Source organism: uncultured Modestobacter sp. (assembly GCF_947486615.1).
Lineage (GTDB): Bacteria > Actinomycetota > Actinomycetes > Mycobacteriales > Geodermatophilaceae > Modestobacter.
Genome location: NZ_CANKUD010000012.1, coordinates 84,930 through 107,577, shown reverse-complemented (window position 1 = coordinate 107,577; position 22,648 = coordinate 84,930). Strand labels below are relative to the sequence as shown.

The following is a 22,648-nucleotide window of genomic DNA, read 5'->3' as shown; positions in this document are numbered from 1 at the left end:
GGTGGGGAAGGGCGGCCAGGGGGCGGCCGATGGCCGGTCGCCCCCTGGCCGACGGTCACGCGATGGCCGACTCGACCTCGGTCATGAACTGCTCGGCGGCGTCCTCCACCGAGATCTGGTCGAACAGGATCTGCTCGGTGTAGCGCTGCAGGATCGCCTGCACCTCACCGGCGCCCTGCGGGGGCAGCGCCGGCGGCTCCTGCAGGTCGGGGGTGATCTCCTCGACGAAGGCGACCGCGGCCTGGCCGGCGTCGTCCAGCGTCGGGGCGATCTGGTCGCGCAGCTCGGTGTTGACCGGCAGGCCACGGTCGGCCTTGATGATCTCCACGGCCTCCTCGGAGTTGATCAGCCAGTCGAGGAACATGGCCGCCTCCTGCGGGCTCTCGCAGTCGCTGCTGATCGCCCAGAACATGGCCGGCTTCAGGTACATGCCGGTCTCCCCGTTCCCTTCGGCGGAGGGGAACTGGAGGAACTGGAGGTCCCGGCCGGCGCCGGCGGTGAGCGCCGGCAGCTCGTTGGTCCACCAGAAGCCCGAGGCACCCCGGCCGGTGGCGACCAGCGCCTGGTCGACACCGCCGTTGAACACCTCGACGGTGGTGGAGGGCGGCGGCTCGGCGCCGGTCTCCGACGCCTCCTTCTCGATGTTCCACCAGTCGACCAGGGTGTCCTGGGTGAACCCGATCTCGCCGTTCTCGTCGAACAGCGCCTCACCCTGCTCGCGGGCGTAGACCTCGAAGTTGGTGTCACCACCGTTGAGGCCCATGGCCTGCATGCCGTACACCTGACCGCCGCTGGCCTGGGTGACCTGCGCAGCCGTCTCGACCATCTCGTCCCAGGTCCAGCTGGAGCCGTCGGGCACCGGCACCCCGGCAGCCTCGTAGGCCTGCGGGTCGATGACCACGGAGAAGGCGTTGACACCGGTGGGGATGGCGTAGGTCGCGTCCTCCACCGCACCGGTCTCGGCGACGTTCTCGTCCAGGTCGCTGGTGTCGATCGTGCCGTCCTCGATGTAGGGCGTGAGGTCCAGCAGCGCGTTCCGGTCGGCGTACTCGCGGACGTACCGGGTGTCCTGCTGCATGAGGCAGGGCGCCTGGCCGCCGGCGGTGCTGGTCGCCAGCCGGTCCCAGTAGTCGGCGAACCCGGTGAAGTCGCCCTCGATCGTGACGCCCTCGTTCTGCGACTCGTAGAGGTCGATCAGCTCCTGGGTGGCCGCGTGCCGGGTGTCGCTGCCCCACCAGGAGAAGCGCATGCTGACCGGCCCGTCCTCGCGGGTGGTACCGCCGTCCGCGGCCGCTCCCCCGCCGTCGTCGCCGCCACAGGCAGCGGTGGTCAGCAGCAGTCCGAGGACGCCGCCGGCCACCCCCAGGCGGGTGGGCCAGGGCGCGCGGGCCCTCTGTGTCCGGATCGTGTGCACGTTCCTTACCTCCTTGTAAGTGATGCGTGAGCTGAGGGGTGTCGTCACTTGAGCCCCGTGGTGGCGATCCCTCGGACGAGGTATCGCTGGCCCGCGAGGAAGAAGCCGAAGACCGGCGCCAGGGCGACGATCGACATGGCGAAGACCGGACCCCACGGCGTCTGGCTCGTCGCGTCGACGAAGGTCCGCAGGGCGACCGGCACGGTGTACATCTCCGGGTCGGTCAGGAAGATCAGCTGGCTGAAGAAGTCGTTCCAGGTCCAGATGAAGGTGAAGATCGCCGTGGTGGCCAGGGCCGGCACCGACAGCGGGATGACGATCCGCCAGAAGATGGCGAAGTGCCCGCAGCCGTCGATCCGTGCGGCCTCGTCCAGTTCGGTCGGGATGCCCCGGATGAACTGCACCATCAGGAAGATGAAGAAGCCGTCGGTGGCCAGCAGCTTCGGCACGATCAGCGGCCAGTAGGTGTTGATCCAGTCCAGTTCGGAGAACAGGACGTACTGCGGGACGATCACCACGTGGATCGGCAGCATCATCGTGCCGAGCATCACCGCGAACCAGAACTTCTTGAACTTGAACTCCAGCCGCGCGAACGCGTACGCGGCCAGTGAACAGGCGAGCAGGTTCCCGATGATCGAACCGACGACGATGACCAGCGAGTTCCAGATGTAGTGGTCGAAGTCGCGGGGCAGTGCCGTCCAGCCGTCGGGGTAGTTGGACCCGGTGACGCGTTCGGGCACCAGCCCGGTCTGGCTGAAGATGTCCTCGGTGAACTTGAACGAGCTCGAGAGCATCCACAGCAGCGGGTAGAGCATGAGCAGCGCGCCCAGGATGAGCACGGTGTGCGCCAGCCAGCGCGGACGCTGCTTGATCTTGCGGTCGGGCAGCTTCTCCGTGGCGGCCACCGGGGGCGCCACGGTCAGGTCAGTCGCCATAGAACACCCAGTACTTCGATGCGAGGAAGTTGATCGCGGTCAGCCCACCGACGATGAGCAGCAGGAACCAGGCCAGCGCCGACGCGTAGCCCATGTCGAAGTTCCCGAAGCCGCGCTGGTAGAGGTAGAGCGTGTAGAACAGCGTCGAGTCCGCCGGCCCACCCGTCCCGCCACTGACGATGAACGCTTGCGTGAAGGTCTGGAAGGCGTTGATCGTCTGCAGCACGAGGTTGAAGAAGATGATCGGCGAGAGCAGCGGCAGGGTGACCTGGAAGAACTGCCGGGCCTTCCCTGCGCCGTCCAGGGACGCCGCCTCGTAGTACATCGTGGGGATCTGCCGCAGGCCGGCCAGGAAGATGACCATCGGTGCACCGAAGGTCCACACGTTCAGGACGATCAGCGTGCCGAGCGCGTAGTCGGGGTTGGACACCCAGCCCGGGGGGTTCTCGAACCCGATGAACCGGAGGACCTGGTTGAGCAGCCCGTCGGACCCGAAGATCTGCCGCCACAGGATGGCGATCGCGACGCTGCCGCCGATCAGCGACGGCAGGTAGTAGACCGACCGGTACAGCGCCAGGCCCTTGAGCCCGCGGTCCAGGACCATCGCCAGGAAGAGCGCAAAGGCGAGCTGCAGCGGGACCGACACGACGACGTAGATGAACGTGACCTTCAACGACTGGTAGAAGCGCGGGTCGTTGAACATCCGCTCGAAGTTGTCCAGCCCGATCCACTCCGGCGAACCGATGAGGCTGTAGTCGGTGAAGGACAGGTACGCGGAGGCCGCGATCGGCCCGGCGGTGATGAACAGCAGTCCGGCGAACCACGGCGCCAGGAACAGGTACGGCGCGAGCCGACCGGACTTCTTCCTCGTCGCGCGGGGCGCGTCGTGGCCCCTCCCCGGGGGAGCCTCGTCGTGCGGGCGTTCGCGCGACGAGACGTCGAGCGTTGACGACACGGGCTCTCACCTCTCTGTGAAGCTCGTCGGACCTCTTCGTCCGGTCGGCTCGGGTGTGCAACGGCTCACACACCCGGAAAGCGCTTTCTAGTCTCCGCGACGGGGGCTTGTCAACGGTCGATCGTGGGCACCCGGACCCCCTCGCAGGCTTGTGCGCTGCCTCACATCCGGGTAAGCGCTTTCTACTCGGTCGGCCTTCGGCATGTCAACGAGTCGACTCGCGACAGTCGCCCACCGGCACCGACCGACGACCCGGAACAACGGACTGAACAGCACGTTCGTCGCCACGATCGATCCGCAGCCCGGCGTGTCCGACACCCCGTTCTCGGAAAGCCCTTTCCGGGGACCGGGTGTCTGGTTAGGCTCGTTCCGGCGTCGGCGACCGTGCCGGCGGCTGGCTTGATCAAGGGGGATCACGTGCCAGGACAGTCCGAGCTCGCCGGCCGGGTGGTGCTCGTCGGGGCCCACGGTCACGGCCGCTGGCACCTGCAGAACCTGCGCCGGCTGGCCGAGGTGAGCGACGTACGGCTGGTCGGCGTCTGCGACCCGCGCCCGCTGGACGACGAGCTGCGCGCCCTGGCCGGCGACGTCCCCGTCTCCGCCTCGCTGGACGAGCTGCTCGCCGCCACCAGCCCCGACGTGACGGTCATCTGCACGCCGATCCACACCCACACCGACCTGGCGCTCACCGCGGCCCGCGCCGGCAGCGCCGTCCTGCTGGAGAAGCCGCCGACCCCGACGATGGCCGAGTTCGACCGGCTCGTCGAGGGGATCGAGGCCACCGGGGTGCCCTGCCAGATCGGCTTCCAGAGCCTGGGCTCGGCGGCCATCGGCCGGGTACGCGAGCTGGTCGACGGCGGGGCGATCGGCGCGGTGCGCGGCATCGGCGGCGCCTGCGCCTGGGTCCGGGACGCCACCTACTACGGCCGGGCGAGCTGGGCCGGGCGGCGCAGCGTCGACGGGGTGCCGGTCGTCGACGGCGCCCTCACCAACCCCTTCGCCCACGCGGTGGCCACCGCACTGGCCCTCACCGGGGCCACCGGCGCCGGCTCGCTGGAGTCGGTCGAGGTGGAGCTGTACCGCGCCAACCCGATCGAGGCCGACGACACCTCCTGCCTGCGGATCCGCACCGCCGACGGGACGGTCGTCACGATCGCCGCGACGCTGGCCGCCGAGCGCCCTCGCGACCCCGTGCTGGTGGTGCACGGCAGCACCGGGCGGATCACGCTGTCCTACAAGACCGGCGAGGTGCGGCTGCAGGCCGGGGACGTCGACGAGACGAGCACGCACCCCAGCGCCGACCTGCTCGAGGACCTGCTGGCCCACCTGCGCGACCGGTCCCGCCCGCTGCTCGTCCCGCCGTCGGCGACCCGCTCCTTCATGGAGGTCGTCGAGGCGGTCCGCTGCGCCCCCGACCCGGTGGAGATCCCCGACCGGCGGGCCGAGGGCGCGGGGCCCACCGCCCACCAGGTCGTGCCGGGCATCGACGCCCTGGTCGACCGGGCGGCCGACGAGCTGCGGCTGTTCTCCGAGCTGGGGGTGCCCTGGGCACAGGAGCCGTCGGTGCGGCAGCTGACCACCCCCGCGGACCGCTGACCGTGGCGCTCAAGGCCCTGCACCAGGGGCACGTGCCCGAGGCCCCCTCCCCCGCCGGCGGGGTGCTGACCACGCTCACCGTCGGCGGCACCGTCGTGGCCACCTGCTGGGACGGCGCCGGGCTGCCCGACGTCCTCGCCCCCCGGCCGTTCCTGCACCCGGTGACCACCCTGGCCGGCACGCCGGTCACCGACGCCCAGCCGGAGGACCACCGGTGGCACCTCGGCGTCTCGGTCACCCTGCAGGACGTCGGCGGGGCGAACGTCTGGGGCGGCCGCACCTACCTGCGCGAGCAGGGCTACACCTGGCGGCCCGACCACGGGCGGCAGCGGCACACCGGCTGGGCGGCCCGCGCCCCCGGCGGGTTCCGGGAGAACCTGGACTGGCAGGGCCCCGACGGGCGGACGCTGCTCATCGAGGAGCGCGTCGTGCAGGCGACCCCGGCTCCGCTCACCGGCGCCTGGACCCTCCAGCTGTCCACCACCCTGCGCAACGCCACCGACGCCCCGCTGGAGCTGGGCAGCCCGGCCACCAACGGCCGCAGCGGCGCCGGCTACGGCGGGCTGTTCTGGCGCTTCCCGCCGGTCACCGACGTGCGGGTGTGGAGCCCGGACGCCGAGGGCGAGGACGCCGTGCACGGCTCCCGCGCCGCCTGGGTGGCCTTCGCGGCCCGCGGGCCGGCGCCGTTCACCGTCGTCCTGGCCGCCGCCGACGCGGCCACCCGGGACGACCCGTGGTTCGTCCGCGTCGGCGACTACCCCGGGCTGGGGTCGCAGCTGGCCGCCGAGCACCCGGTGCGGCTGGCCCCCGGGGCGGCCACCACCCGCGCCTTCCGGGCCCTGGTCGCCGACGGCACGCCGGACACCGCCGCGATCGGGGATGCGCTCGCGGCCGCGCCGGGCCAGGGTGAGCGGCGATGACGACTGCCCGGGAGAGCTCGACCGGCCGGCGCAGCGAGCAGGACGGCCCCACCGTCGTCCGGCGGACCGGCCCGGTGCTGCTGTCGGAGGTGGCGGCCCACGCCGGCGTCTCGCTGGCCACCGCCTCCCGCGTGCTCAGCGGCAGCCGCTCCGTCGGCGAGCCGCACCGTGGCCGGGTGCTGGCCGCCGCCCAGGAGCTGCGCTACACCCCGAACGCGCAGGCCCAGGCGGTGGCGCGGGGTGCCAGCAACGTGGTCGGGCTGATCATCCACGACGTCCTGGACCCGTACTTCTCCAGCATCGCCGGTGGCGTGATGCGGGAGGTGGAGGAGCGCGAGCTGGTCGTCTTCCTGGCCAGCACGCACAGCGACGTCGACCGCGAGCTGGAGTTCGTCCAGACGATGCGCTCGCACCGGGTGCGCGCGCTGATCATCTGCGGCAGCCGCACCACCGACCGGGCGCACACCGAGCGGCTGGTGCACGAGCTGGAGGGCTACGCGGCGGCCGGCGGCCAGGCCGCGGTGATCAGCCAGGACCGGCTGGGCACCCACGCCGTCGTCCCGCAGAACCGCACCGGGGCCCGGGAGCTGGCCCGCGAGCTGGTCCGGCTGGGCCACCGCCGCTTCGCGGTGCTGGCCGGCCCCCGCGGGCTACTGGCCTCCCGGGACCGGCTGACCGGGTTCCGCGAGGGGCTCACCGCCGAGGGCGTCGACGCCGCCGACCTGCTGGTGCTGCACGGCGACTTCACCCGAGAGGGCGGGGAGCAGCTGGCCACCCGGCTGGTGGCCGACGGTTCGCCGGCGACCTGCGTGTTCGCGGTCAACGACGTGATGGCGCTCGGCGCGCTGGCCGCCTTCCGGGCCGCCGGCGTCCGGGTGCCGGATGACGTCTCACTGGCCGGCTTCGACGACATCGCCCCGCTGCGCGACGTCGTCCCCTCGCTGACCTCGGTGCGCCTGCCGCTGGCGGAGATGGGCGCCCGAGCGGCCCAGCTGGCGCTGGACACCGAGCCGCAGACCCCCAGCCAGACCGTCAAGGTCGACGCCGAGGTGGTGCTGCGCGGCAGCACCCGCCGGCCGGCCTGACCACTCCCCGGAGGACGCCGTGCAGGACCTGGACCGACCCTCGGCCACCGACCGCGCGGTCAAGCGCGCCCGGGTGCTCGACCTGCTGCGCCGGGCCAGCCGGGATCGGCTGGTGCTGACCAGCGTCGGCTCGCTGGCCTGGTACCTGGACGGCGCCCGCCCCGCGGTCCGGCTGTCCGCCGAGCGCGGCGTCGTCGCGGTGGTGGTGGACGCCGACGGCGACACCGTGGTGGTGCCGAACAACGAGGCCGAGCGGTTCGCCGCCGAGGAGCTGCCGGCCGACGTGGCGGTGCAGGTCACCGACTGGTGGGCGCCGCTGCTCGGGCCGGAGCTGGCCGCCGGCGGCCCGGGCGTGCTGGTCGAGGACGACGCGGTCGCCGCCGAGGGCCTGCGCGCCGCCCGCGCGAGCCTGCTGCCGACCGAGACGCAGCGGTACCGCCGGCTGTGCCGGGACGCCGCCGAGACGCTCACCGCGACGGCGTTGCAGCTGCACCCCGGGATGACCGAGCGCGAGGCGGCCGCCCGGCTGGGCGGTGGGCTGATCGCCCGCGGGGCCGACCCGGTCGTCGTCCTGGTCGCCGGGGAGGAGCGGCTGCCCTTCCGGCACGCGCTGCCCACCGCCGGCGCGCTGGGCCGGCGGGTGATGCTGGTCGTCTGCGCGCGCCGGCACGGGTTGATCGCCAACGCGACGCGGTGGGTCGCCCTGGCACCGCCGACCGCGGCGGAGGCGGACGCCGATGCACGGATCCGCGCGGTGGAGACCGCGTTCCTGGCCGCCTCCACCCCCGGGCGCACGCTGGGCGAGGTGTTCGCCGCCGGTGCCAGCGCGTACGCCGACGCCGGCTTCCCCGCCGACGAGTGGACCCGGCACCACCAGGGCGGCCCGACCGGCTACTGGGGGCGCGACCCGGTCGCCGGCCCGGACAGCTCGGTGCCGCTGGTGGCCGGGCAGGCCGTCGCCTGGAACCCCTCCGCCCCGGGGGTGAAGACCGAGGACACCGTGCTGCTGGGCGAGGCCGGGCCGGAGGTGCTCACCACCGACGGCGTGTGGCCGGCCAGCCGCGACGAGCTGGGCCTGCTGCGCCCCGACGTCCTGGTCCGCGGGTGAACGACGCCCTCCCCGCCGGGTGCGGCGGGGAGGGCGTCCTCGTTCAGCGGAGCCGGCCGGAGCCGGCCTTGACCTTCACCAGCACGGGGACGGCGACCGTGGGGTCGATCCGCTCCACGTAGCTGGGCGTCCAGCTCACCGTGGTCGGGATGTCCGGGTCGGCGGCGGCGTTGTGCGCCTCGACCAGGCTGGTCCGGCGCGGCCAGGAGCGGCCGCTGGTGACCAGCGTCCCCGACTCGTCCACGCCGGTGCCGTCGAGCGCGGCACCGCGCCAGTCCTCGACGAAGGCCGCCGGGTCGACCCCGGCGGCGAGCTGCACGAAGTTGTTGTCGGCGACGATCTCGGCCTCCACGCCGACGCCCCAGCTGTAGTAGTAGGACTCCGGGTCGGAGACGACGTACCAGTTGTTGTAGACGTGCACGTCGCCGTAGCGCACCCGGGGCGCCCGCTGGCCGATGTCCTCCCACAGGTTGTGGTGGAAGGTGATCCGCAGCCGGCCGCGGTCGGCGACCCGGCTGTTGGAGGAACCGATGAGGTTGGTCTTGTCGTGGTTCCGGAACTCGTTCCAGGAGACGGTGACCAGGTCGGCGGAGTTGGTGATGTCCAGCAGCCCGTCGTGCACCTCGAACTTCTGCCCGTAGACGGTGGGCAGCGCCTCCGGCGGGTTCTGCCCGTCGTCGAAGGTGTTGTGGTCGACCCAGACGTGGGTGGACTCGGCCAGCCACAGGTTGTCGTAGGCGGCGTTCCAGGCACCGGCGTCGCCGTCGGTCGGGTCCCAGGCGGTGAAGCAGTCGTAGGTGTCCGACAGCCGCAGGTTCCGGATGACCACGTTGTCCGAGCCGCGCACGGTCAGCGCGGCGCCGACGATGCCGGCGTCCCGGCCGACCCCGACGATCGTCACGTTGGAGCCCACGTACTGGCGCACCTGGGCGTTCTGCACCGCGGCGGAGGCGGCCCGGGCGTCCTCCAGCGGGCCGCTGGGCTCGGTCTCGGTGCCCCACACCGCCGGGTCGTAGGCCGCGATGTAGTCGGCCATGTCGAAGCCCTCGACCTCGTAGGAGGCACAGTCGACGGTGCCGTCGGCGGCCCGCCGCTGGGCGTCCAGGACGCCGTGGACGTAGACGATCCGCGGGGTGGTGTCCCCGCGTGCGCCGTTCCCGCCGAGCGCGGCGCGGAACTCCTCCCAGGTGGAGACGTGGACGGCGTTCGCCGGGTCGGCGGCGGCCCCGCCGGTGGTGCCGCCCTCGGCGGCGGCCCAGCCGTCCTGGGCGCCGAGCACCTCGCGGCCGAGGTCCTTGCCATGGGCGGCGGCCGTGCCGGCGGGTGCCAGGGTGACCATGAGGGCCCCGGCGGCGCCGAGGACGAGGGTGCGTCGCAGTACGCGCATGACACTCCGATGTGTTCAGCGGGCGGAACGGGAAAACGCTTTCCCAGTGACGTGAGTCACGCTAGTTCCGGCTCGGAATCGGTGTCAAGACGTCCGAGACGACTCGCCGGGGTTCGTCCACCGGTGATCATGGGCAGGGGCTGGTCATGGCTTCCCGTGAGAGCTCCGGCCGCCGTCCGCACCGGCTGCGCGAGGTGGCCGCCACCCGCCGCGGGTACGTGCTGGCCTGGTGGGGGTTCACCGCGACGTTCGCGCTGCTGCGGCTGGTCACCTGGCTGATCCGGGAGGACCTCACGTTCCTCGGGGACGTCGCGGTCGGCGGAACCCACCTGCACCACTACCTGTGGGGCATCCTGCTGATCGCCGTGACCGGCGGCGCGGCGCTGGGCAACCGGCCACCGAAGGTGCGGGCCGCCCTGGGCCTGTTCTTCGGCGTCGGACTGGCCCTGGTGGTCGACGAGGCAGCGCTGCTGATCCAGCTCGAGGACGTCTACTGGGACACCTTCGGCTGGGTCAGCGTCGGCCTGGCCCTGCTGGTGATCGGCGTGGCCGGCAGCGTGCTGGCCCTGACCGAGGCACCCCGCGAGCCGGGCCGCTGAGCAGCCGGACGGCAGCTCCCGGGCTCGCACCGGCACGCCGCACCCAGGGTCACGCCAGCACGGCCTCCCGCTCGGCCGCCCCGGCCAGCTCGGCGTAGCGGCCGCCGCGGGCCAGCAGCTCCTCGTGCGTGCCCTGCTCGACCACCCGGCCGGCGGCCAGGACGGCGATCAGATCGGCGTCCCGCACGGTGGACAGGCGGTGGGCGATGGTGATCGTCGTCCGGCCCCGGCTGGCCTCCTCCAGCGCGACCTGCACGGCGCGCTCGGTGGTGTTGTCCAGCGCGCTGGTGGCCTCGTCGAGCACCAGCACCCGCGGGTCGCGCAGCAGGGTGCGGGCGATCGCCAGCCGCTGCTTCTCCCCGCCGGAGAACCGGTGCCCGCGGGCGCCGACCACCGTGTCGTAGCCGGCCGGCAGCGCGGCGATCACGTCGTGCACCTGGGCCCGGCGGGCGGCCTCGACCAGCTCGGCGTCGGTGGCGTCGGGCCTGGCGTGCCGCAGGTTCTCGGCGATCGTGCCGTGCAGCAGGTAGGTCTCCTGGGCGACGACGCCGACGGTGCGGGCCAGGTCGGCCAGCGTCACGTCCCGGACGTCGACGCCGTCGATGGTCACCCGGCCGGTGGCCGGGTCGTTGAGCCGGGCGACCAGGGAGGCCAGCGTGCTCTTGCCCGAGCCGGTCTCCCCGACCAGGGCAAGGGTCGCGCCGGCGGGCACGACCAGGTCGACGTCGGTCAGCGCGTCGCGGTGGCCGTCGGGGTAGCGGAAGCCCACGTGGTCGAACCGCACCTCACCGCGCACGTCGCGCAGCGGCACGGGGTTCGCCGGGTCGTCGATGTCCACCGGCAGGTCGAGGTACTCGAACACCCGGCTGAACAGCGCCATGGAGGCGGTCAGCGAGACGCCGATGTCCAGCAGGCCCATCAGCGGGCGGAACAGCGCGCCCTGCAGCGTGGTGAAGGCGACCAGCGTGCCGATGGTCATCCCGCCGGACGTCGCGGGCAGCCCCGCGGCCAGGTAGATCAGCGCCGGGATGCCGGCGAACACGATGCTCATCGTGGCCATCCGCCAGCGGCCGGCCAGCTGGGAGCGGACCTCCAGCCCGACCAGGTCGTCGGAGGTGGTGGCGAACCGCTGCGACTGCGCGGGGCCGGCGCCGAGGGTCTTGCCCAGCAGCACCCCGCTGACGCTGAGCCCCTCCTCGACCTGGGAGTGCAGGTCGGCCAGGTGGCGCTGGCGCTGGGCGGTGATCTGCCGGCGCATCCGGGCGACGCGGCGGGTCAGCCAGATCGCCGGCGGCAGCACGACCAACGACAGCAGCGACAGCCGCCAGCTCAGCGCGGCCATGGCGATCACGGTGCCGATCACGGTGGTGGCGTTGGCCGCGAACGAGGTGGCGGTCGAGGTGACCACCGACTGCATGCCGCCGATGTCGTTGGTCAGCCGCGACTGCACCTCCCCGCCCTTGGTGCGGGTGAAGAAGCCGAGCGACTGGCGCTGCAGGTGGGTGAAGACCGACGTCCGCAGGCCGTGCATGACGTGCTGGCCGACGGTGGTGGACAGCCAGGTCTGCAGCACGCCGAGGACGGCGGTCACCGCGGTGACCGCGACCATCCCGGCGACCGCCCAGGCCAGCAGCTGCACGTCCTGCTCGGGCAGGGCCTCGTCGATGACCAGCCGGACGAGGAACGGCGTGGCGAGCGCGATGGCGGAGCTCGCCACGATGAGCGCGACCACCAGGGCGAGCTGCCCGCGGTACGGGCGGAACAGCCCGGCGACCCGGCTCCAGCGCACGGGCGAGCGGTCGAGCTGGGCGCGGTCGGCCGGGTCGGGCCGCCCACCGGGGCGCCCGCCTCCCCGGCCGGCCTGGAAGGTGTCGTCGATGGCGACCACCCCTCTCTCGGAAGTTTGCTGAGGTTACCTCACGGTGTGGCAACCGCGCAGTCCCCGCTACTGTTCCCGGCATGCGCGACGGCGGAACGGCGACCCTGGGCGACCTGCTCATGCGGGTCGCGCGCACGCTGCGCCGCCGGTTCACCGCCACGCTCGCGCCCTGGGACCTCTCCCCGCACCAGGCCCGGGCGCTGCGCGTCGTCTGCGCCCGCGACGGCGTCCGCCTCTCCGAGCTCGCCGAGGCGCTGCGCATCGCGCCGCGCTCGGCGACCGAGGTCGCCGACGGCCTGGCTGAGCGCGGCCTGGTCGAGCGCACCGCCGACCCGCGAGACCGGCGCGCGGTGGTGCTGGTGCCCACCGACGCCGGCCGCACCGTCCAGCGCGAGGTCGAGGAGGCCCGGGCGGCCGACTCCACCGAGCTGTTCGCCCGGCTGTCGGCCGAGGACCGCGCGACGCTGGAACGGATCCTGCGTCAGCTCACCGACTGACCTCAGGCCGGCGGGCGCAGCTCGAAGAAGACGACCTGCGGCGGGGCGTTGATCCGCACCGGGACGACGCTGAACCCGAGGCCGCAGGTGACGAACAGCGCGTTGCCGTCGGCGCCGTGGTCCTCCGGCGCCCACCCGTCGACCACGACCTCCTCCTCGTCGGTGAGCCCCAGGTAGCTCCACTCCGGCGTCCCCGGGAGCGCGATCTGGCCGCAGTGCGTGTGCCCGGCCACCGCCAGCGGTGCGCTGTCCGCCGGCAGGTCGGGGAAGGCGCTCGGGTTGTGCATCAGCACGACCCGAGGCGCGTCCGCCGGCAGTCCGCTCAGCGCCTGGCCGGGGTCGGCCACGCCGGGGCGGGAGGCACCGATCCCGACGACGTGCAGCGGATCGGTCCCGGTGCCCGGCACCGGGACCGACTCGTTGACCAGCACCGGGACGCCCGCGCCCTCCAGCGCCGTGGTCAGCTCCGTCACCGCGCCGCTGGCGTGGTCGTGGTTGCCCAGCACGGCGTAGGTGGGGATGCCGGACTCCAGCAGCGGGTCCAGCAGGTCCAGCACCGTCGCCACCTCCGGGTCGACGTCCGGGCCGGCGTCGTACACGAAGTCCCCGCCGAGCAGGACGACGTCGGGGTCGGCGTCCACCGCCCGCTGCGCCGCGCGCTCGACCATGCCCGTGTTGGCCCACCACATGCCGATCTGCACGTCGGCCAGCAGGGCGACCTCGATCGGGTCCGCCCCCGCGGCCAGGCCGGGCAGCTCGACGGTCTCCCGTTCCTCGTCCAGCACCAGTCGCGGCTCGATCAGCGCGCCGTAGCCGATGAGCAGCACGAGCACCGCGAGCAGCGCCAACCCGGCACGGACGAGCCAGCGCCCCATCAGATGCTCGCCGTCGCGCTGCGCGCTGGCACCGGCTCCTCGGCCGGCTGCTGCCGGCCCAGCTGGAAGGCCCACGCGCAGCCGAGCACCCAGACCGTGCCCAGCAGCAGCCCGGCGACGACGTCGGTCGGGTAGTGGGCGGCGACGTAGAGCCGGGAGAGGGCGATCGCCGCCGCGAGCAGCACCGGCACGGCCAGCACCGCCCACCGTGTGCGGTGCTCGGCATAGGCGATGACCAGCGCCGCGAGTCCGCCGTAGAGGGCGACGGCCATGCCCGCGTGACCGGAGGGCCAGCTGGCGCCGGTGGGCAGCCCGTCGGTCAGGTCGGCGACCTCGGGCCGCAGCCGACCGACCACCTGGCCGACGACGAAGTACAGCAGCAGCTCGCCGAGGACCACGGTCAGGACGAACACGACCGGGCGCCAGCTGCCGACGACGGCCAGCGACAGGACGGCGAGGCCGAGCCCCACGGCGATGACCGCCCGGGTGCCCGACAGGGTGCCGACCGCCTCGGCCACCGTGGTGAGCGTGTCGGCGCGCTGGTCGACGAACCACCCGGCGACGCTGCGCTCCCATCGGCTCAGCGCGGTGTCGCCCAGCACGCCGGTGACCAGCAGACCCAGCCCGGCGAGCGTGGCGAACAGCGCCACCGCCACCCCGGCCAGCCGGAGCACCGTCGTCCACCCCGCGGGCAGCGCCGCCTGGTGGGTCGGGGCCGGCCGCGGCACCTCCGCCGGGTCGACGTCCAGCGGGTCCATCGGCTCGTCGCTGTGCTGGTGCCGGTCGTGCTGCCACCCGCGGAAGGCCACCGTGGTGATGGCCAGCCAGGCCACGCCGAGCGCCCAGCCGGCCAGGACGTCGGAGACGAAGTGCACGCCCAGCGCCAGCCGGGTGAAGCCGATCACGAACACCAGCAGGGCCAGCCCCGCGACCAGCCACGGCCGCAGTCGGCGGCGCACCAGTGGCAGCACCACCAGCGCCAGCACGCCCCAGGTGACCACGGCCGTCATGGCGTGGCCGCTGGGGAAGCTGGCGTTGCTCGGGGTGTCCACCACCGGGTTCTCCACCACGGGCCGGGCCCGGTCGGCGATGAACTTGGTGAGCGGCACCAGCACGGCGAGCCCGATCCCGGAGACCGCGACGAACGCGGCCAGCCGCCGGTGCTGCCGGATGAGCAGGAAGAGCGTGGCCAGGGTCGTCACCAGCACCGACGCGCCGGCACCGCCGAGGTCGGTGACGCCGCGCAGCACGCTCACCAGCAGCGGGGACCGGCTGACCACCTCGTTCAGCTCCGCGGCGACGTCGCCGTCCAGGGAGGCCAGCGGCGACCAGTTCTGCTGGACCAGCAGCCACAGCGCCAGGAAGGGCACCGCACCGACCAGCAGGGCGACCAGCCCGAGGACCGCGCGGACGCCGAACCGGCCGGGTGCCCGCGGGCGCTCGTCGGCGGGCGGCGACCAGGTCGAGGTACCGGGAGGACTGCTCATCCTCCCGGCCTACCCACACCCGGCCGGACAGCCGCCCCGGGCGCCTTGCAGTCGTGTCACGTTCCGCCGGCGAACCGGTGACGCCTCGGCCTCAGCCATCGACGTCGACCTCGATGGCCGGGTGGCCGGAGGCGCCGTCCGGGGCGACCGGGGTGCGCTCGTCGGTCTGCCGCTCGCCGGCGCCGTCGGTGGCCCGGGCGGTGATCACGTGCCGGCCGGGGGTGGCGTCCCAGGGCAGGTACCACTGCCGCCAGCAGTCCACGTCCAGCTGCTCGGCCAGCACCGCCGGCTGCCACGGCCCGTCGTCGATCCGAACCTCGACGCCCTCGATGCCCCGGGTCGGCGCCCAGGCCACCCCGGCGATCGGCTGCCGGCCGGCGCTCACCGAGCCGCCCGGGCGGGGGACGTCGATCCGGGACTGGGTCTTGATCGGCCCCTCCTTCGCCCAGCCGCGCGGGACCCAGTAGCCGTCGACGTCCCAGTCGGTGAGCTCGATCGAGGACAGCCACTTGGTCGCCGACACGTACCCGTAGAGCCCCGGGACGACGAGCCGGGCCGGGAAGCCGTGCTCGGCCGGCAACGGCTCCCCGTTCATCCCGACCGCCACCATGGCCTCCTCCAGGTCCAGGGCGGTGACCGTGGGGAACCCGGCGGTGAACCCGTCGACCGAGCGGCTGAGCAGCTGGGTGGCACCCCGCTGCACACCGGCGCGCTCCAGCAGCGCCCGCAGCGGCACCCCCTGCCAGCGGGCGTTGCCCACCAGGTCACCGCCCACCTCGTTGGAGACGCAGGCCAGGGTCACGTCGGCCTCGATCTGCGGCATCGCCATCAGCTCGTCGTAGGTCAGGGAGAAGGGCTGGTCGACCAGGCCGGTGATCTCCAGCCGCCAGTCGGCCGGGTCGACGGTGGGCACCCGCAGCGCGGTGTCGATCCGGTAGAAGTCCTCGTTCGCCACGTACAGCGGGGTGAGGCCGGGGATGTCCAGGTCCGCCCCGGCGAGTGGCGCCGGTGCCGGACGGGCGGGCCGGGGCAGCCGGATCGCGGCCCGGACGGCGTCCAGCCGCTCGCGGCCGGTCAGCAGCCAGCCGCCGACCCCGCCGGCCACCGCCACCGCCGCCGCGCCCGCGGCCAGCAGCAGGAAGCCACGCCGGCCCGTGCCCGGCGAGGCGTCCGGCCGGGCCTCCCGGGCGGCCGCGGCGAGCAGGCGGTGCAGGACGGCGACCCCGACCGCGGCGCCCAGCAGCCCGGCCAGCACCGTGCCGAGCGGGGAGACGTCCTCCGTGGCCAGGCCGGCGGCGACGCCCACGGCGGTGACCAGCACGAAGGCGACCGCGCCGATGAGGAACCGGTACCGCGCGAGCAGCCCGGTCGCGGCGCCCAGCCCAGCGGCGACCAGGGCGATCGAGGCCAGCAGCACCGGCTTGTCGTTGCTGCCCAGCGCGGCGATCGCGGCCCGCTCGAGCCAGCCGGGCACGCTGTCGATGACGGCGTCCCCGACCGACAGCACCAGCGAGGGCACCCGGTCCACCAGGCCGCCGACCAGCTCGGCCACGCCGATCCCAGCGGCCGCCGCGAGCAGCCCGGACGCCGCCGCGCGGCCGGCCGGTACGGAGCCCGCACCGCCGGTGTCGATCCGCTCGTCCCCGGTCGGTGCTGCCGTCGCCATGACCCCAGGTTCACCCGGCGCGCCGGGTCGGGTGGGCCCACGTGGCCAACCGACGCCAGATCGTCACGCACCATCCGGAGGCGCAGGGCTCGACCGATCGGCCGTCGTGCTCCACGATCAACCGATGACAGAGTCGTCATCACTCGCAGGCTGGGCGTCCGAGCCGTTCACCAACGCCGGCATCACCCACACCCTCCACACCCGCGGCTCCGGCCCGGGCGTCGTCCTGCTGCCGGAGATCCCCGGCATGACCCCGCAGGTGCTGGGGCTGGCCGACCACCTGGTCGACGCCGGCTTCACCGTCACCGTGGTCTCCCTGTTCGGTGAACCCGGTAAGCCGATGACCCCCGGCTACGCGGCGCGCAGCCTGGCCGCGGCCTGCATCAGCCGGGAGTTCCGGGCCTTCGCCAAGCGCGCCGACCGGCCGGTGGCCGAGTACGTCCGGGCCGTGGCGCGCCGGGTGCACGACCAGGTCGGCGGCCCCGGGGTCGGGGTGATCGGCATGTGCTTCAGCGGCGGGTTCGCCCTCGCCTCGGCCGCCGAGCCCGCCGTCCTGGCGCCGGTGGCCAGCCAGCCCTCCATCCCGTTCCCGCTCTCCGCCGGGCACCGGCGCGACCTGGGCATGTCCGACCGGGAGCGGGACGCGATCGTGACCCGGGTGGAGAAGGAGGGGCTGTGCCTGCTCGGGCTGCGGTTCAGCGAGGACGCCGCCGCGCCCCGGGACCGCTTCCGCTCGCTGCGCGCCGCCTTCGGCGACGGCTGGCTGCCGATCGCGCTGAACTCCCGCCCGGGGAACGAGGCGGGCATCGGCAGCAAGGAGCACATGGTGCTGACCAGCAAGGACGTCGAGACGCCCGGGCACCCGACGCACGAGGCCCGCGAGCAGGTCGTGGCGTTCCTGCGGGAACGCCTGGCCACCCAGCCGGCGGACCGGGCAGCCGCCTCGGCCGGCTGACCGGCGCGACCCGGCCGGTCACCCCTCGATGTAGAGGCAGAACGGGTGGCCGGCCGGGTCGCGCATCACCCGGACGTCGTCCTGCGGCTGGAACCCGGCGACCGTCGCGCCCAGGGAGACGGCGAACTCGACCGCGGCGGCCAGGTCGTCGACGGCGACGTCCAGGTGCAGCTGCATCCGCGGGTCGCCCTTGCCCGCCGGCCAGACCGGTGGCACGTGGTCGGGCTCCAGCTGGAACGACAGCGCCGGCCCGCCGGGGCGCAGCGTGACCCACTCCGGGTCGTCGGTGCCGATCGGCCAGTCGAGCAGCGCGGCGTAGAACCGGGCCAGCCCGCGCGGGTCGGGAGTGTCGAGCACGGTGGCGGTCAGCGTCATCCGCGGGCGGTCTGCCATGCGCGGGACGCTAGCCAGGACCACCGACGGAACGACAGCCCCCGCTCGGCGAGCGCAGCGCGCAGCCGGCCGACGGCGGCACCGAGTTCATCGGCGACCTTCCCGAGGCGGGTACCTCAGCACTAAGGTTTCTCGGCATGAGCGCTCGGCGGGTCCGCATCGGCATCGACACCGGGGGCACGTTCACCGACGTCGTCGCCGTCGACGAGGAGACCGGCGAGGTCGCCACCACGAAGACGCCCTCGACGCCGGCCGACCCGGCCGACGGGTTCCTCGCCGGCGTGCGCAAGGTGCTCGACCAGCTGGGCCTGGACGGCTCGGCGGTCACCGCGGTCAGCCACGGGACGACGGTGGCCACCAACCAGCTGCTCGAGGGCAAGCTGGACCGGATCGGCTTCATCACCACCGAGGGCTACGGGTCGGTGCTGGAGATCGCCCGACAGTCGGTGCCCGACGGTTACGGCAACAGCTACTTCTGGGTCAAGCCGCCGCGGATCGTCCCGGCCGACCTGGTCCGCACGGTGCGCGGGCGGCTCGACGTGAGCGGGGCCGAGGTGCGCCCCTTCGACCGGGACGACGCCGTCGAGGCCGCCCGGTTCTTCAAGGACGCCGGGATCACCACCATCGGCGTCTGCTTCCTGCACTCCTACGCGAACGACGCCCACGAGCGGGCGATGCTCGACGTGCTCCACGTGGAACATCCCGGCGCCGTGGTCTCGATCAGCTCCCAGGTGCTGCGCGAGTACCGCGAGTACGAGCGCTCGGTGACCACCCTCGTCGATGCCGCGGTCAAGCCCAAGGTCGGCGCGTACGTCACCAACATCCGCCGCCGCCTCGACGAGATCGCCCCCGCCGTCCCCTTCTACGTGATGAAGAGCAACGGCGGCGTGCTCAGCGCGGCCGAGGTGGTGCACCAGCCGATCACCACGATGCTCTCCGGCCCCGCCGCGGGCGCCCTGGGCGCCGCGCTGATCGCCGGCACCGCCGGGTTCGACCGGGTGCTCACCTGCGACGGCGGCGGCACCTCCACCGACGTCACCGTGGTGATCGACGGGGAGCCGACGCTGACCACCGAGGGCTCGGTCGGCGACTACCCGTCCAAGATCCCGATGATCGACGTGGTCACCGTCGGCGCCGGCGGCGGCTCGATCGCCTGGCTGTCACCCGAGGGCACCCTCAAGGTGGGGCCGAAGTCGGCCGGCGCCGACCCGGGGCCAATCTGCTACGCAGGAGGCGGCGAGCAGCCCACGGTCACCGACGCGCACGTCGTCCTCGGCCGGATCCCCCCGCACCTGCTGGGCGGGGAGATCCCGCTGTCGGTCGACGCCGCCCGGGCCGGGCTGGAGCAGCTGGCCGGCAAGCTGGGCCTGACGGTGGAGGCGCTGGCCGGCGGCATCCTGGAGATCTCCGCGTGGAACCAGGCCAACGCGCTGCGCCAGGTCACCGTCGCCCGCGGCCTCGACGTCCGCGATTTCACCCTCACCACCTTCGGCGGCTCCGGCTCGCTGCTGGCCTGCCGGCTGATGGACGTGCTCGGCCTGCCACGCACCCTGGTGCCGCCGAACCCGGGCAACGTCAGCGCCTTCGGGCTGCTCACCGTCGACGTCCGCAACGACTACGTGCAGACGATGGTCGCCCGGCACGCCGACGTCTCCCCCGCCACGCTGGCCGCCGCCTTCGCCGACCTCGAGGGCCAGGCCGAGGTCGCCCTGGACGGCGAGGGCTTCCCGCGCGGCGAGCAGCGGATGCAGCGCACCGCCGACCTGCGCTACGTCGGCCAGGCGTTCGAGGTGCGGGTCGCGGTCGGGGACGGGGAGCTGGACGAGGCGGCCATCGACGCGGTGGCCACCGCCTTCCACGCGGCGCACCACCAGCTCTACGGCTACGACTTCGCCACCGATCCACGGCAGGCGGTGGAGTGGGTGAACCTGCGGGTCAGCGGGATCGGGCCGATCCGCCGTCCGGAGATCGTCGAACTCACGCCGTCCGGCCGGGACGCCCGCCGCGGGACCCGCCCGGTGTTCTTCGACGAGTGGGTCGAGGCGCCGCTGTACTGGCGGCCCGACCTCTCCCCCGGTGACGTCGTCGCCGGCCCGGCGATCGTCGAGGAGTTCGGCTCCACCGTCCCGGTGCACCCCGGCTTCGCCGCCACCGTCGACCGCTTCGGCAACCTGCTGCTCACGAAGGAGACCACCCGATGACCAGCCATGTTGGCCAACAAGGCCGGGTGGACGGCGCCGACCCGGTGCTGGTGGAGATCGTCGCGGGGACGCTGGCGGCGATCGAGCGGGAGGTGGAGACGTCGATCGGGCGGACCTCCCGCTCCCCGATGATCCGCGACGCGCACGACTTCCGGGCCGGCATCCACGACCGCCGGCTGCGCAAGCTCACCGGCCGCTCGTACTCCGCGCTGGTGCAGCCGGTGGTCCGCGACCACCCGATCGACACGATGAACCCCGGCGACGTCTTCTTCCACAACGACGTCTACCTCTCCGAGGGCGGGATCGGCCACCTGCCCGACCTGTGCGTGACGGTGCCGGTCTTCGCCGACGTGGACGGGGCGCCGACCGTGGTCGCCTTCGTGCAGGCCTTCGGCCACCACGACGACATCGGCGGCGCGGTGCCCGGCTCCATGCCGTCGGCGGCCACCAGCGTGTTCGAGGAGGGCCTGATGGTCCCCCCGATCAAGCTGTGGGACCGCGGTGTCCGCAACGACGCGGCGCTGACGATCATGACCCGCAACTCGCGGATGCCCGACTCTCTCGCCGCCGACCTGGACGCCGAGTGCTCGGCCTGCCTGGCCGGGGCACGACGGCTCGGTGAGCTGTTCGACCGGTACGGGGTGGCCGCGGTCGAGGCGTGCTTCGAGTCGATCCTCAGCAACTCGACCGAGGTGTACCGCCGGGAGATCCTGTCCCAGATCCCGGACGGCTCCTACGTCTGGGAGGACTACGCCGAGCACGACGGCGTCGACGCCCCGCAGCTGCACCGGCAGCGGATCACGCTGACCATGGACTCCACGAAGGACGTCCCGCTGGTCATCGACTTCACCGGCACCGGCCCGCAGGCCAAGGGCCCGATCAACCACTGCGGCGACTACGCCGACGGCAACTTCCTGAAGAAGTGGCTGGCGCCGATCCTGCGCAACCTGGCCGAGTCGCCGGAGCGGACGGCGCAGCTGGACGTCAACGAGGGCGTCGTACCGCTGATCGAGATGCGGTTCCCGGAGAAGGGCACGCTGCTCACCCCGATCTTCCCGGCGCCCACCAACGCCCGGACGTTCGTGATCCTGCGGCTGCTCGGCGTGCTGGCCGGGGTGCTGGCCAAGGCCACCGGCGGCCGGATGCCCGCCGACCAGGAGACGATCCGCTACACCGGCGTCTACGGCACCGACGTCAACGGCGAGCCGTACCTGATGCGCGAGGTGCTCGGCGGCGGCTCCGGTGGCCGGTACTACGCCGACGGCGAGGACACCATCCACGTCGTCCCGGACTCCCGGAACCTGCCCACGGAGTTCACCGAGTCCCGGTTCCCGCTGCGGATCGAGCGGCTGGCGCTGGCGAAGGACTCCGGCGGGCCGGGCCGGTACCGCGGCGGCTGCGGCTACGAGAAGGACATCCGGGTGCTGCGCGACGCGCACTTCATGTCCATCGCCGACCGCTCGATCCTGTCCTGCTGGGGCGTGAAGGGCGGCAAGGCGGGGCGCCCGTTCTCGATCACCGTCGACCCGGGCGGCCCGGACGAGCACGAGGTCGACGCGCTGGCCGACGCCGAGCCGCTCAAGGCCGGCACCGTCGTGCGGGTACGGACGACGGGCGGCGGCGGCTGGGGTGACCCGCTGGAGCGGCCGATCGAGGAGGTGCTGCGCGACATCGCCTGGCACAAGGTCAGCGTGGCCGGCGCCCGGGACGACTACGGCGTCGTGATCCAGGACGACGGGACGCCCGACCACGCCGCGACCGAGGAGCTGCGGGCGTCGATGCGGGCCGGGCGGCCGGACGTCGAGCCGTTCTTCGACCGCGGCCCGGGCTACGCACTGCTCTCCGGCGGGGCCGCGTTCAACGAGTTCGACCTGCTCTGACCTCCTCGCGCGCGGCCGTCATCCGCGCAGGTCGCGGATGACGGGCCGGTGACACCCGCGGCCGGCCGGAACCTCCCACCGAGACCGGACGTACCGGTACGTCACGTCTCGGTCAACCCTGGCCGTGATCCCGCATCCCCGATCCTGATCAGGCAATTCCTCTCGTGACCAACCAGCACGCGGCCCACCGGAGTCGCGTTCACGAGAGGACGACACACAGTGCGCACCCACAGCAGCCGTTTCGCCAAGCTCACCATCGCGGGGACCCTCGCGCTCTCCCCGCTGACCCTGACCGCCTGCGGTGACGACACAGCCGGGCCGGAGGAGGGCGTGAGCGCGGGCGACATCCAGGAGGAGGACGCCACGACCGACCCGGGCCTGGACGTCGGCACGGAGAGCGACCCGGTGATCGGCTACGACGGCCTCTACGACACGGCGTTCTCCGAGGAGTCCAACCAGTACGTGGGCCAGCAGGTGACCGTCTCCGCGACGGTCAACGAGCTGATCGGCCCGAACGCCTTCTCCATCGCCGGCACCGACGACACCTCGGTCGAGCCCCTGCTGATCGTCGGTGCCGACTCGGCGAACGGCCTGGAGTCCGGCCAGGTGGTGCAGGTGACCGGCACCGTGGAGGAGCCGTTCAACGAGGCCACGGCCGAGGGCGACCTCGGCATCGAGCTGACCGACGACGCGTTCCTGGACTTCCAGGGGGGCGTGTACATCGCCGCGGAGGACGTCAGCACGTCGGTGCCGACCGAGACCGAGTGATCGCACCGCGCGTCCCGCCCGGTCAGGTGGCCGGGGCCGGCCCGTCGG

At 73.4% G+C, this 22,648-nt stretch carries 19 protein-coding genes; 10 read left to right on the top strand and 9 right to left on the bottom strand.

Going from position 1 to position 22,648, the window contains the following annotated elements; all coding sequences use genetic code 11:
* Positions 1-55: 55 nt before the first annotated feature.
* The 3 genes from Q1A09_RS19255 to Q1A09_RS19245 are packed head-to-tail and all read right to left on the bottom strand — an operon-like array spanning position 56 to position 3,304.
* Positions 56-1,414, bottom strand: coding sequence for an ABC transporter substrate-binding protein (locus Q1A09_RS19255; RefSeq protein ID WP_299958751.1), 1,359 nt, complete (start codon positions 1,412-1,414; stop codon positions 56-58).
* A 44-nt stretch (positions 1,415-1,458) separates the two neighbouring features.
* Complete coding sequence (locus tag Q1A09_RS19250) at positions 1,459-2,349, bottom strand: carbohydrate ABC transporter permease (RefSeq protein ID WP_299958749.1); 891 nt, start codon at positions 2,347-2,349, stop codon at positions 1,459-1,461.
* Entirely contained in the window at positions 2,339-3,304 is a 966-nt protein-coding gene (locus tag Q1A09_RS19245; RefSeq protein ID WP_299958747.1) for a carbohydrate ABC transporter permease, read from the bottom strand. Before Q1A09_RS19245 ends, Q1A09_RS19250 begins: the two co-directional genes overlap by 11 nt.
* 417 nt (positions 3,305-3,721) lie before the next feature.
* On the opposite strand from Q1A09_RS19245, the gene Q1A09_RS19240 reads away from it, so the two are divergent.
* Genes Q1A09_RS19240 through Q1A09_RS19225 form a run of 4 tightly spaced genes read left to right on the top strand, consistent with a single transcriptional unit; the run spans position 3,722 to position 8,013 of the window.
* On the top strand, positions 3,722-4,900 hold the full coding sequence (locus Q1A09_RS19240; RefSeq protein ID WP_299958745.1) for a Gfo/Idh/MocA family protein: 1,179 nt from the start codon (positions 3,722-3,724) through the stop codon (positions 4,898-4,900).
* A 2-nt stretch (positions 4,901-4,902) separates the two neighbouring features.
* Entirely contained in the window at positions 4,903-5,820 is a 918-nt protein-coding gene (locus tag Q1A09_RS19235; protein WP_299958743.1) for a PmoA family protein, read from the top strand.
* On the top strand, positions 5,817-6,905 hold the full coding sequence (locus tag Q1A09_RS19230; RefSeq protein WP_299958741.1) for a LacI family DNA-binding transcriptional regulator: 1,089 nt from the start codon (positions 5,817-5,819) through the stop codon (positions 6,903-6,905). Before Q1A09_RS19235 ends, Q1A09_RS19230 begins: the two co-directional genes overlap by 4 nt.
* 19 nt (positions 6,906-6,924) lie before the next feature.
* Positions 6,925-8,013: a Xaa-Pro peptidase family protein gene (locus tag Q1A09_RS19225; protein WP_299958739.1), complete on the top strand. Its 1,089-nt coding sequence runs from the start codon at positions 6,925-6,927 to the stop codon at positions 8,011-8,013.
* Between the two features lie 43 nt (positions 8,014-8,056).
* On the opposite strand, the gene Q1A09_RS19220 is transcribed toward Q1A09_RS19225, so the two are convergent.
* A complete protein-coding gene (locus tag Q1A09_RS19220) occupies positions 8,057-9,400 on the bottom strand; it encodes a polysaccharide lyase family 1 protein (protein WP_299958737.1) in 1,344 nt (447 codons plus the stop codon).
* Between the two features lie 146 nt (positions 9,401-9,546).
* Between Q1A09_RS19220 and Q1A09_RS19215 the strand changes: the two genes are divergently transcribed.
* On the top strand, positions 9,547-9,999 hold the full coding sequence (locus tag Q1A09_RS19215) for a hypothetical protein (protein ID WP_299958735.1): 453 nt from the start codon (positions 9,547-9,549) through the stop codon (positions 9,997-9,999).
* 49 nt (positions 10,000-10,048) lie between these two features.
* Here Q1A09_RS19215 and Q1A09_RS19210 read toward each other — a convergent pair whose 3' ends face one another.
* Positions 10,049-11,887: an ABC transporter ATP-binding protein gene (locus Q1A09_RS19210; protein WP_299958733.1), complete on the bottom strand. Its 1,839-nt coding sequence runs from the start codon at positions 11,885-11,887 to the stop codon at positions 10,049-10,051.
* Positions 11,888-11,958: 71 nt separating this feature from the next.
* On the opposite strand from Q1A09_RS19210, the gene Q1A09_RS19205 reads away from it, so the two are divergent.
* Positions 11,959-12,375 (top strand): MarR family winged helix-turn-helix transcriptional regulator, encoded by a 417-nt coding sequence (locus Q1A09_RS19205; protein ID WP_299958731.1) that lies wholly within the window; start codon positions 11,959-11,961, stop codon positions 12,373-12,375.
* Positions 12,376-12,377: 2 nt separating this feature from the next.
* Here the strand turns inward: Q1A09_RS19205 and Q1A09_RS19200 are convergent, their stop codons facing one another.
* From Q1A09_RS19200 to Q1A09_RS19190, 3 genes are all read right to left on the bottom strand, one after another.
* A complete protein-coding gene (locus Q1A09_RS19200; protein ID WP_299958730.1) occupies positions 12,378-13,250 on the bottom strand; it encodes a metallophosphoesterase in 873 nt (290 codons plus the stop codon).
* The gene (locus Q1A09_RS19195; RefSeq protein WP_299958729.1) at positions 13,250-14,737 is read right to left on the bottom strand and encodes a phosphatase PAP2 family protein; all 1,488 of its coding nucleotides are present in this window, start codon (positions 14,735-14,737) and stop codon (positions 13,250-13,252) included. Before Q1A09_RS19195 ends, Q1A09_RS19200 begins: the two co-directional genes overlap by 1 nt.
* Positions 14,738-14,828: 91 nt before the next feature.
* Positions 14,829-16,403 carry a sulfite oxidase gene (locus Q1A09_RS19190; RefSeq protein ID WP_299958728.1) on the bottom strand — a complete coding sequence of 525 codons (1,575 nt, stop codon included), beginning with the start codon at positions 16,401-16,403 and terminating at the stop codon, positions 14,829-14,831.
* 124 nt (positions 16,404-16,527) lie between these two features.
* Here Q1A09_RS19190 and Q1A09_RS19185 point away from each other — a divergent pair, with 124 nt between their 5' ends.
* A complete protein-coding gene (locus tag Q1A09_RS19185; protein WP_299958726.1) occupies positions 16,528-17,358 on the top strand; it encodes a dienelactone hydrolase family protein in 831 nt (276 codons plus the stop codon).
* An 18-nt stretch (positions 17,359-17,376) separates the two neighbouring features.
* Here the strand turns inward: Q1A09_RS19185 and Q1A09_RS19180 are convergent, their stop codons facing one another.
* Positions 17,377-17,751: a VOC family protein gene (locus Q1A09_RS19180; RefSeq protein WP_299958724.1), complete on the bottom strand. Its 375-nt coding sequence runs from the start codon at positions 17,749-17,751 to the stop codon at positions 17,377-17,379.
* A 137-nt stretch (positions 17,752-17,888) separates the two neighbouring features.
* Here Q1A09_RS19180 and Q1A09_RS19175 point away from each other — a divergent pair, with 137 nt between their 5' ends.
* The 3 genes from Q1A09_RS19175 to Q1A09_RS19165 all read left to right on the top strand — a co-directional run bounded on the left by Q1A09_RS19175 (position 17,889) and on the right by Q1A09_RS19165 (position 22,600).
* Positions 17,889-19,952 (top strand): hydantoinase/oxoprolinase family protein, encoded by a 2,064-nt coding sequence (locus Q1A09_RS19175; RefSeq protein ID WP_299958721.1) that lies wholly within the window; start codon positions 17,889-17,891, stop codon positions 19,950-19,952.
* Positions 19,949-21,832 carry a hydantoinase B/oxoprolinase family protein gene (locus Q1A09_RS19170; protein WP_299958718.1) on the top strand — a complete coding sequence of 628 codons (1,884 nt, stop codon included), beginning with the start codon at positions 19,949-19,951 and terminating at the stop codon, positions 21,830-21,832. The genes Q1A09_RS19175 and Q1A09_RS19170 overlap by 4 nt, the downstream gene beginning before the upstream one ends.
* A 219-nt stretch (positions 21,833-22,051) precedes the next feature.
* The gene (locus tag Q1A09_RS19165) at positions 22,052-22,600 is read left to right on the top strand and encodes a hypothetical protein (RefSeq protein WP_299958715.1); all 549 of its coding nucleotides are present in this window, start codon (positions 22,052-22,054) and stop codon (positions 22,598-22,600) included.
* Positions 22,601-22,648 lie beyond the last annotated feature (48 nt).

Excerpts from the sequence above, each read along its gene's own strand:
- Q1A09_RS19250 (WP_299958749.1), bottom strand. The coding sequence starts at position 2,349 with ATGGCGACTGACCTGACCGTGGCGCCCCCGGTGGCCGCCACGGAGAAG.
- Q1A09_RS19230 (WP_299958741.1), top strand. The coding sequence starts at position 5,817 with ATGACGACTGCCCGGGAGAGCTCGACCGGCCGGCGCAGCGAGCAGGAC.
- Q1A09_RS19220 (WP_299958737.1), bottom strand. The coding sequence starts at position 9,400 with ATGCGCGTACTGCGACGCACCCTCGTCCTCGGCGCCGCCGGGGCCCTC.
- Q1A09_RS19215 (WP_299958735.1), top strand. The coding sequence starts at position 9,547 with ATGGCTTCCCGTGAGAGCTCCGGCCGCCGTCCGCACCGGCTGCGCGAG.
- Q1A09_RS19205 (WP_299958731.1), top strand. The coding sequence starts at position 11,959 with ATGCGCGACGGCGGAACGGCGACCCTGGGCGACCTGCTCATGCGGGTC.
- Q1A09_RS19200 (WP_299958730.1), bottom strand. The coding sequence starts at position 13,250 with ATGGGGCGCTGGCTCGTCCGTGCCGGGTTGGCGCTGCTCGCGGTGCTC.
- Q1A09_RS19195 (WP_299958729.1), bottom strand. The coding sequence starts at position 14,737 with ATGAGCAGTCCTCCCGGTACCTCGACCTGGTCGCCGCCCGCCGACGAG.
- Q1A09_RS19190 (WP_299958728.1), bottom strand. The coding sequence starts at position 16,403 with ATGGCGACGGCAGCACCGACCGGGGACGAGCGGATCGACACCGGCGGT.
- Q1A09_RS19185 (WP_299958726.1), top strand. The coding sequence starts at position 16,528 with ATGACAGAGTCGTCATCACTCGCAGGCTGGGCGTCCGAGCCGTTCACC.
- Q1A09_RS19180 (WP_299958724.1), bottom strand. The coding sequence starts at position 17,751 with ATGGCAGACCGCCCGCGGATGACGCTGACCGCCACCGTGCTCGACACT.
- Q1A09_RS19175 (WP_299958721.1), top strand. The coding sequence starts at position 17,889 with ATGAGCGCTCGGCGGGTCCGCATCGGCATCGACACCGGGGGCACGTTC.
- Q1A09_RS19170 (WP_299958718.1), top strand. The coding sequence starts at position 19,949 with ATGACCAGCCATGTTGGCCAACAAGGCCGGGTGGACGGCGCCGACCCG.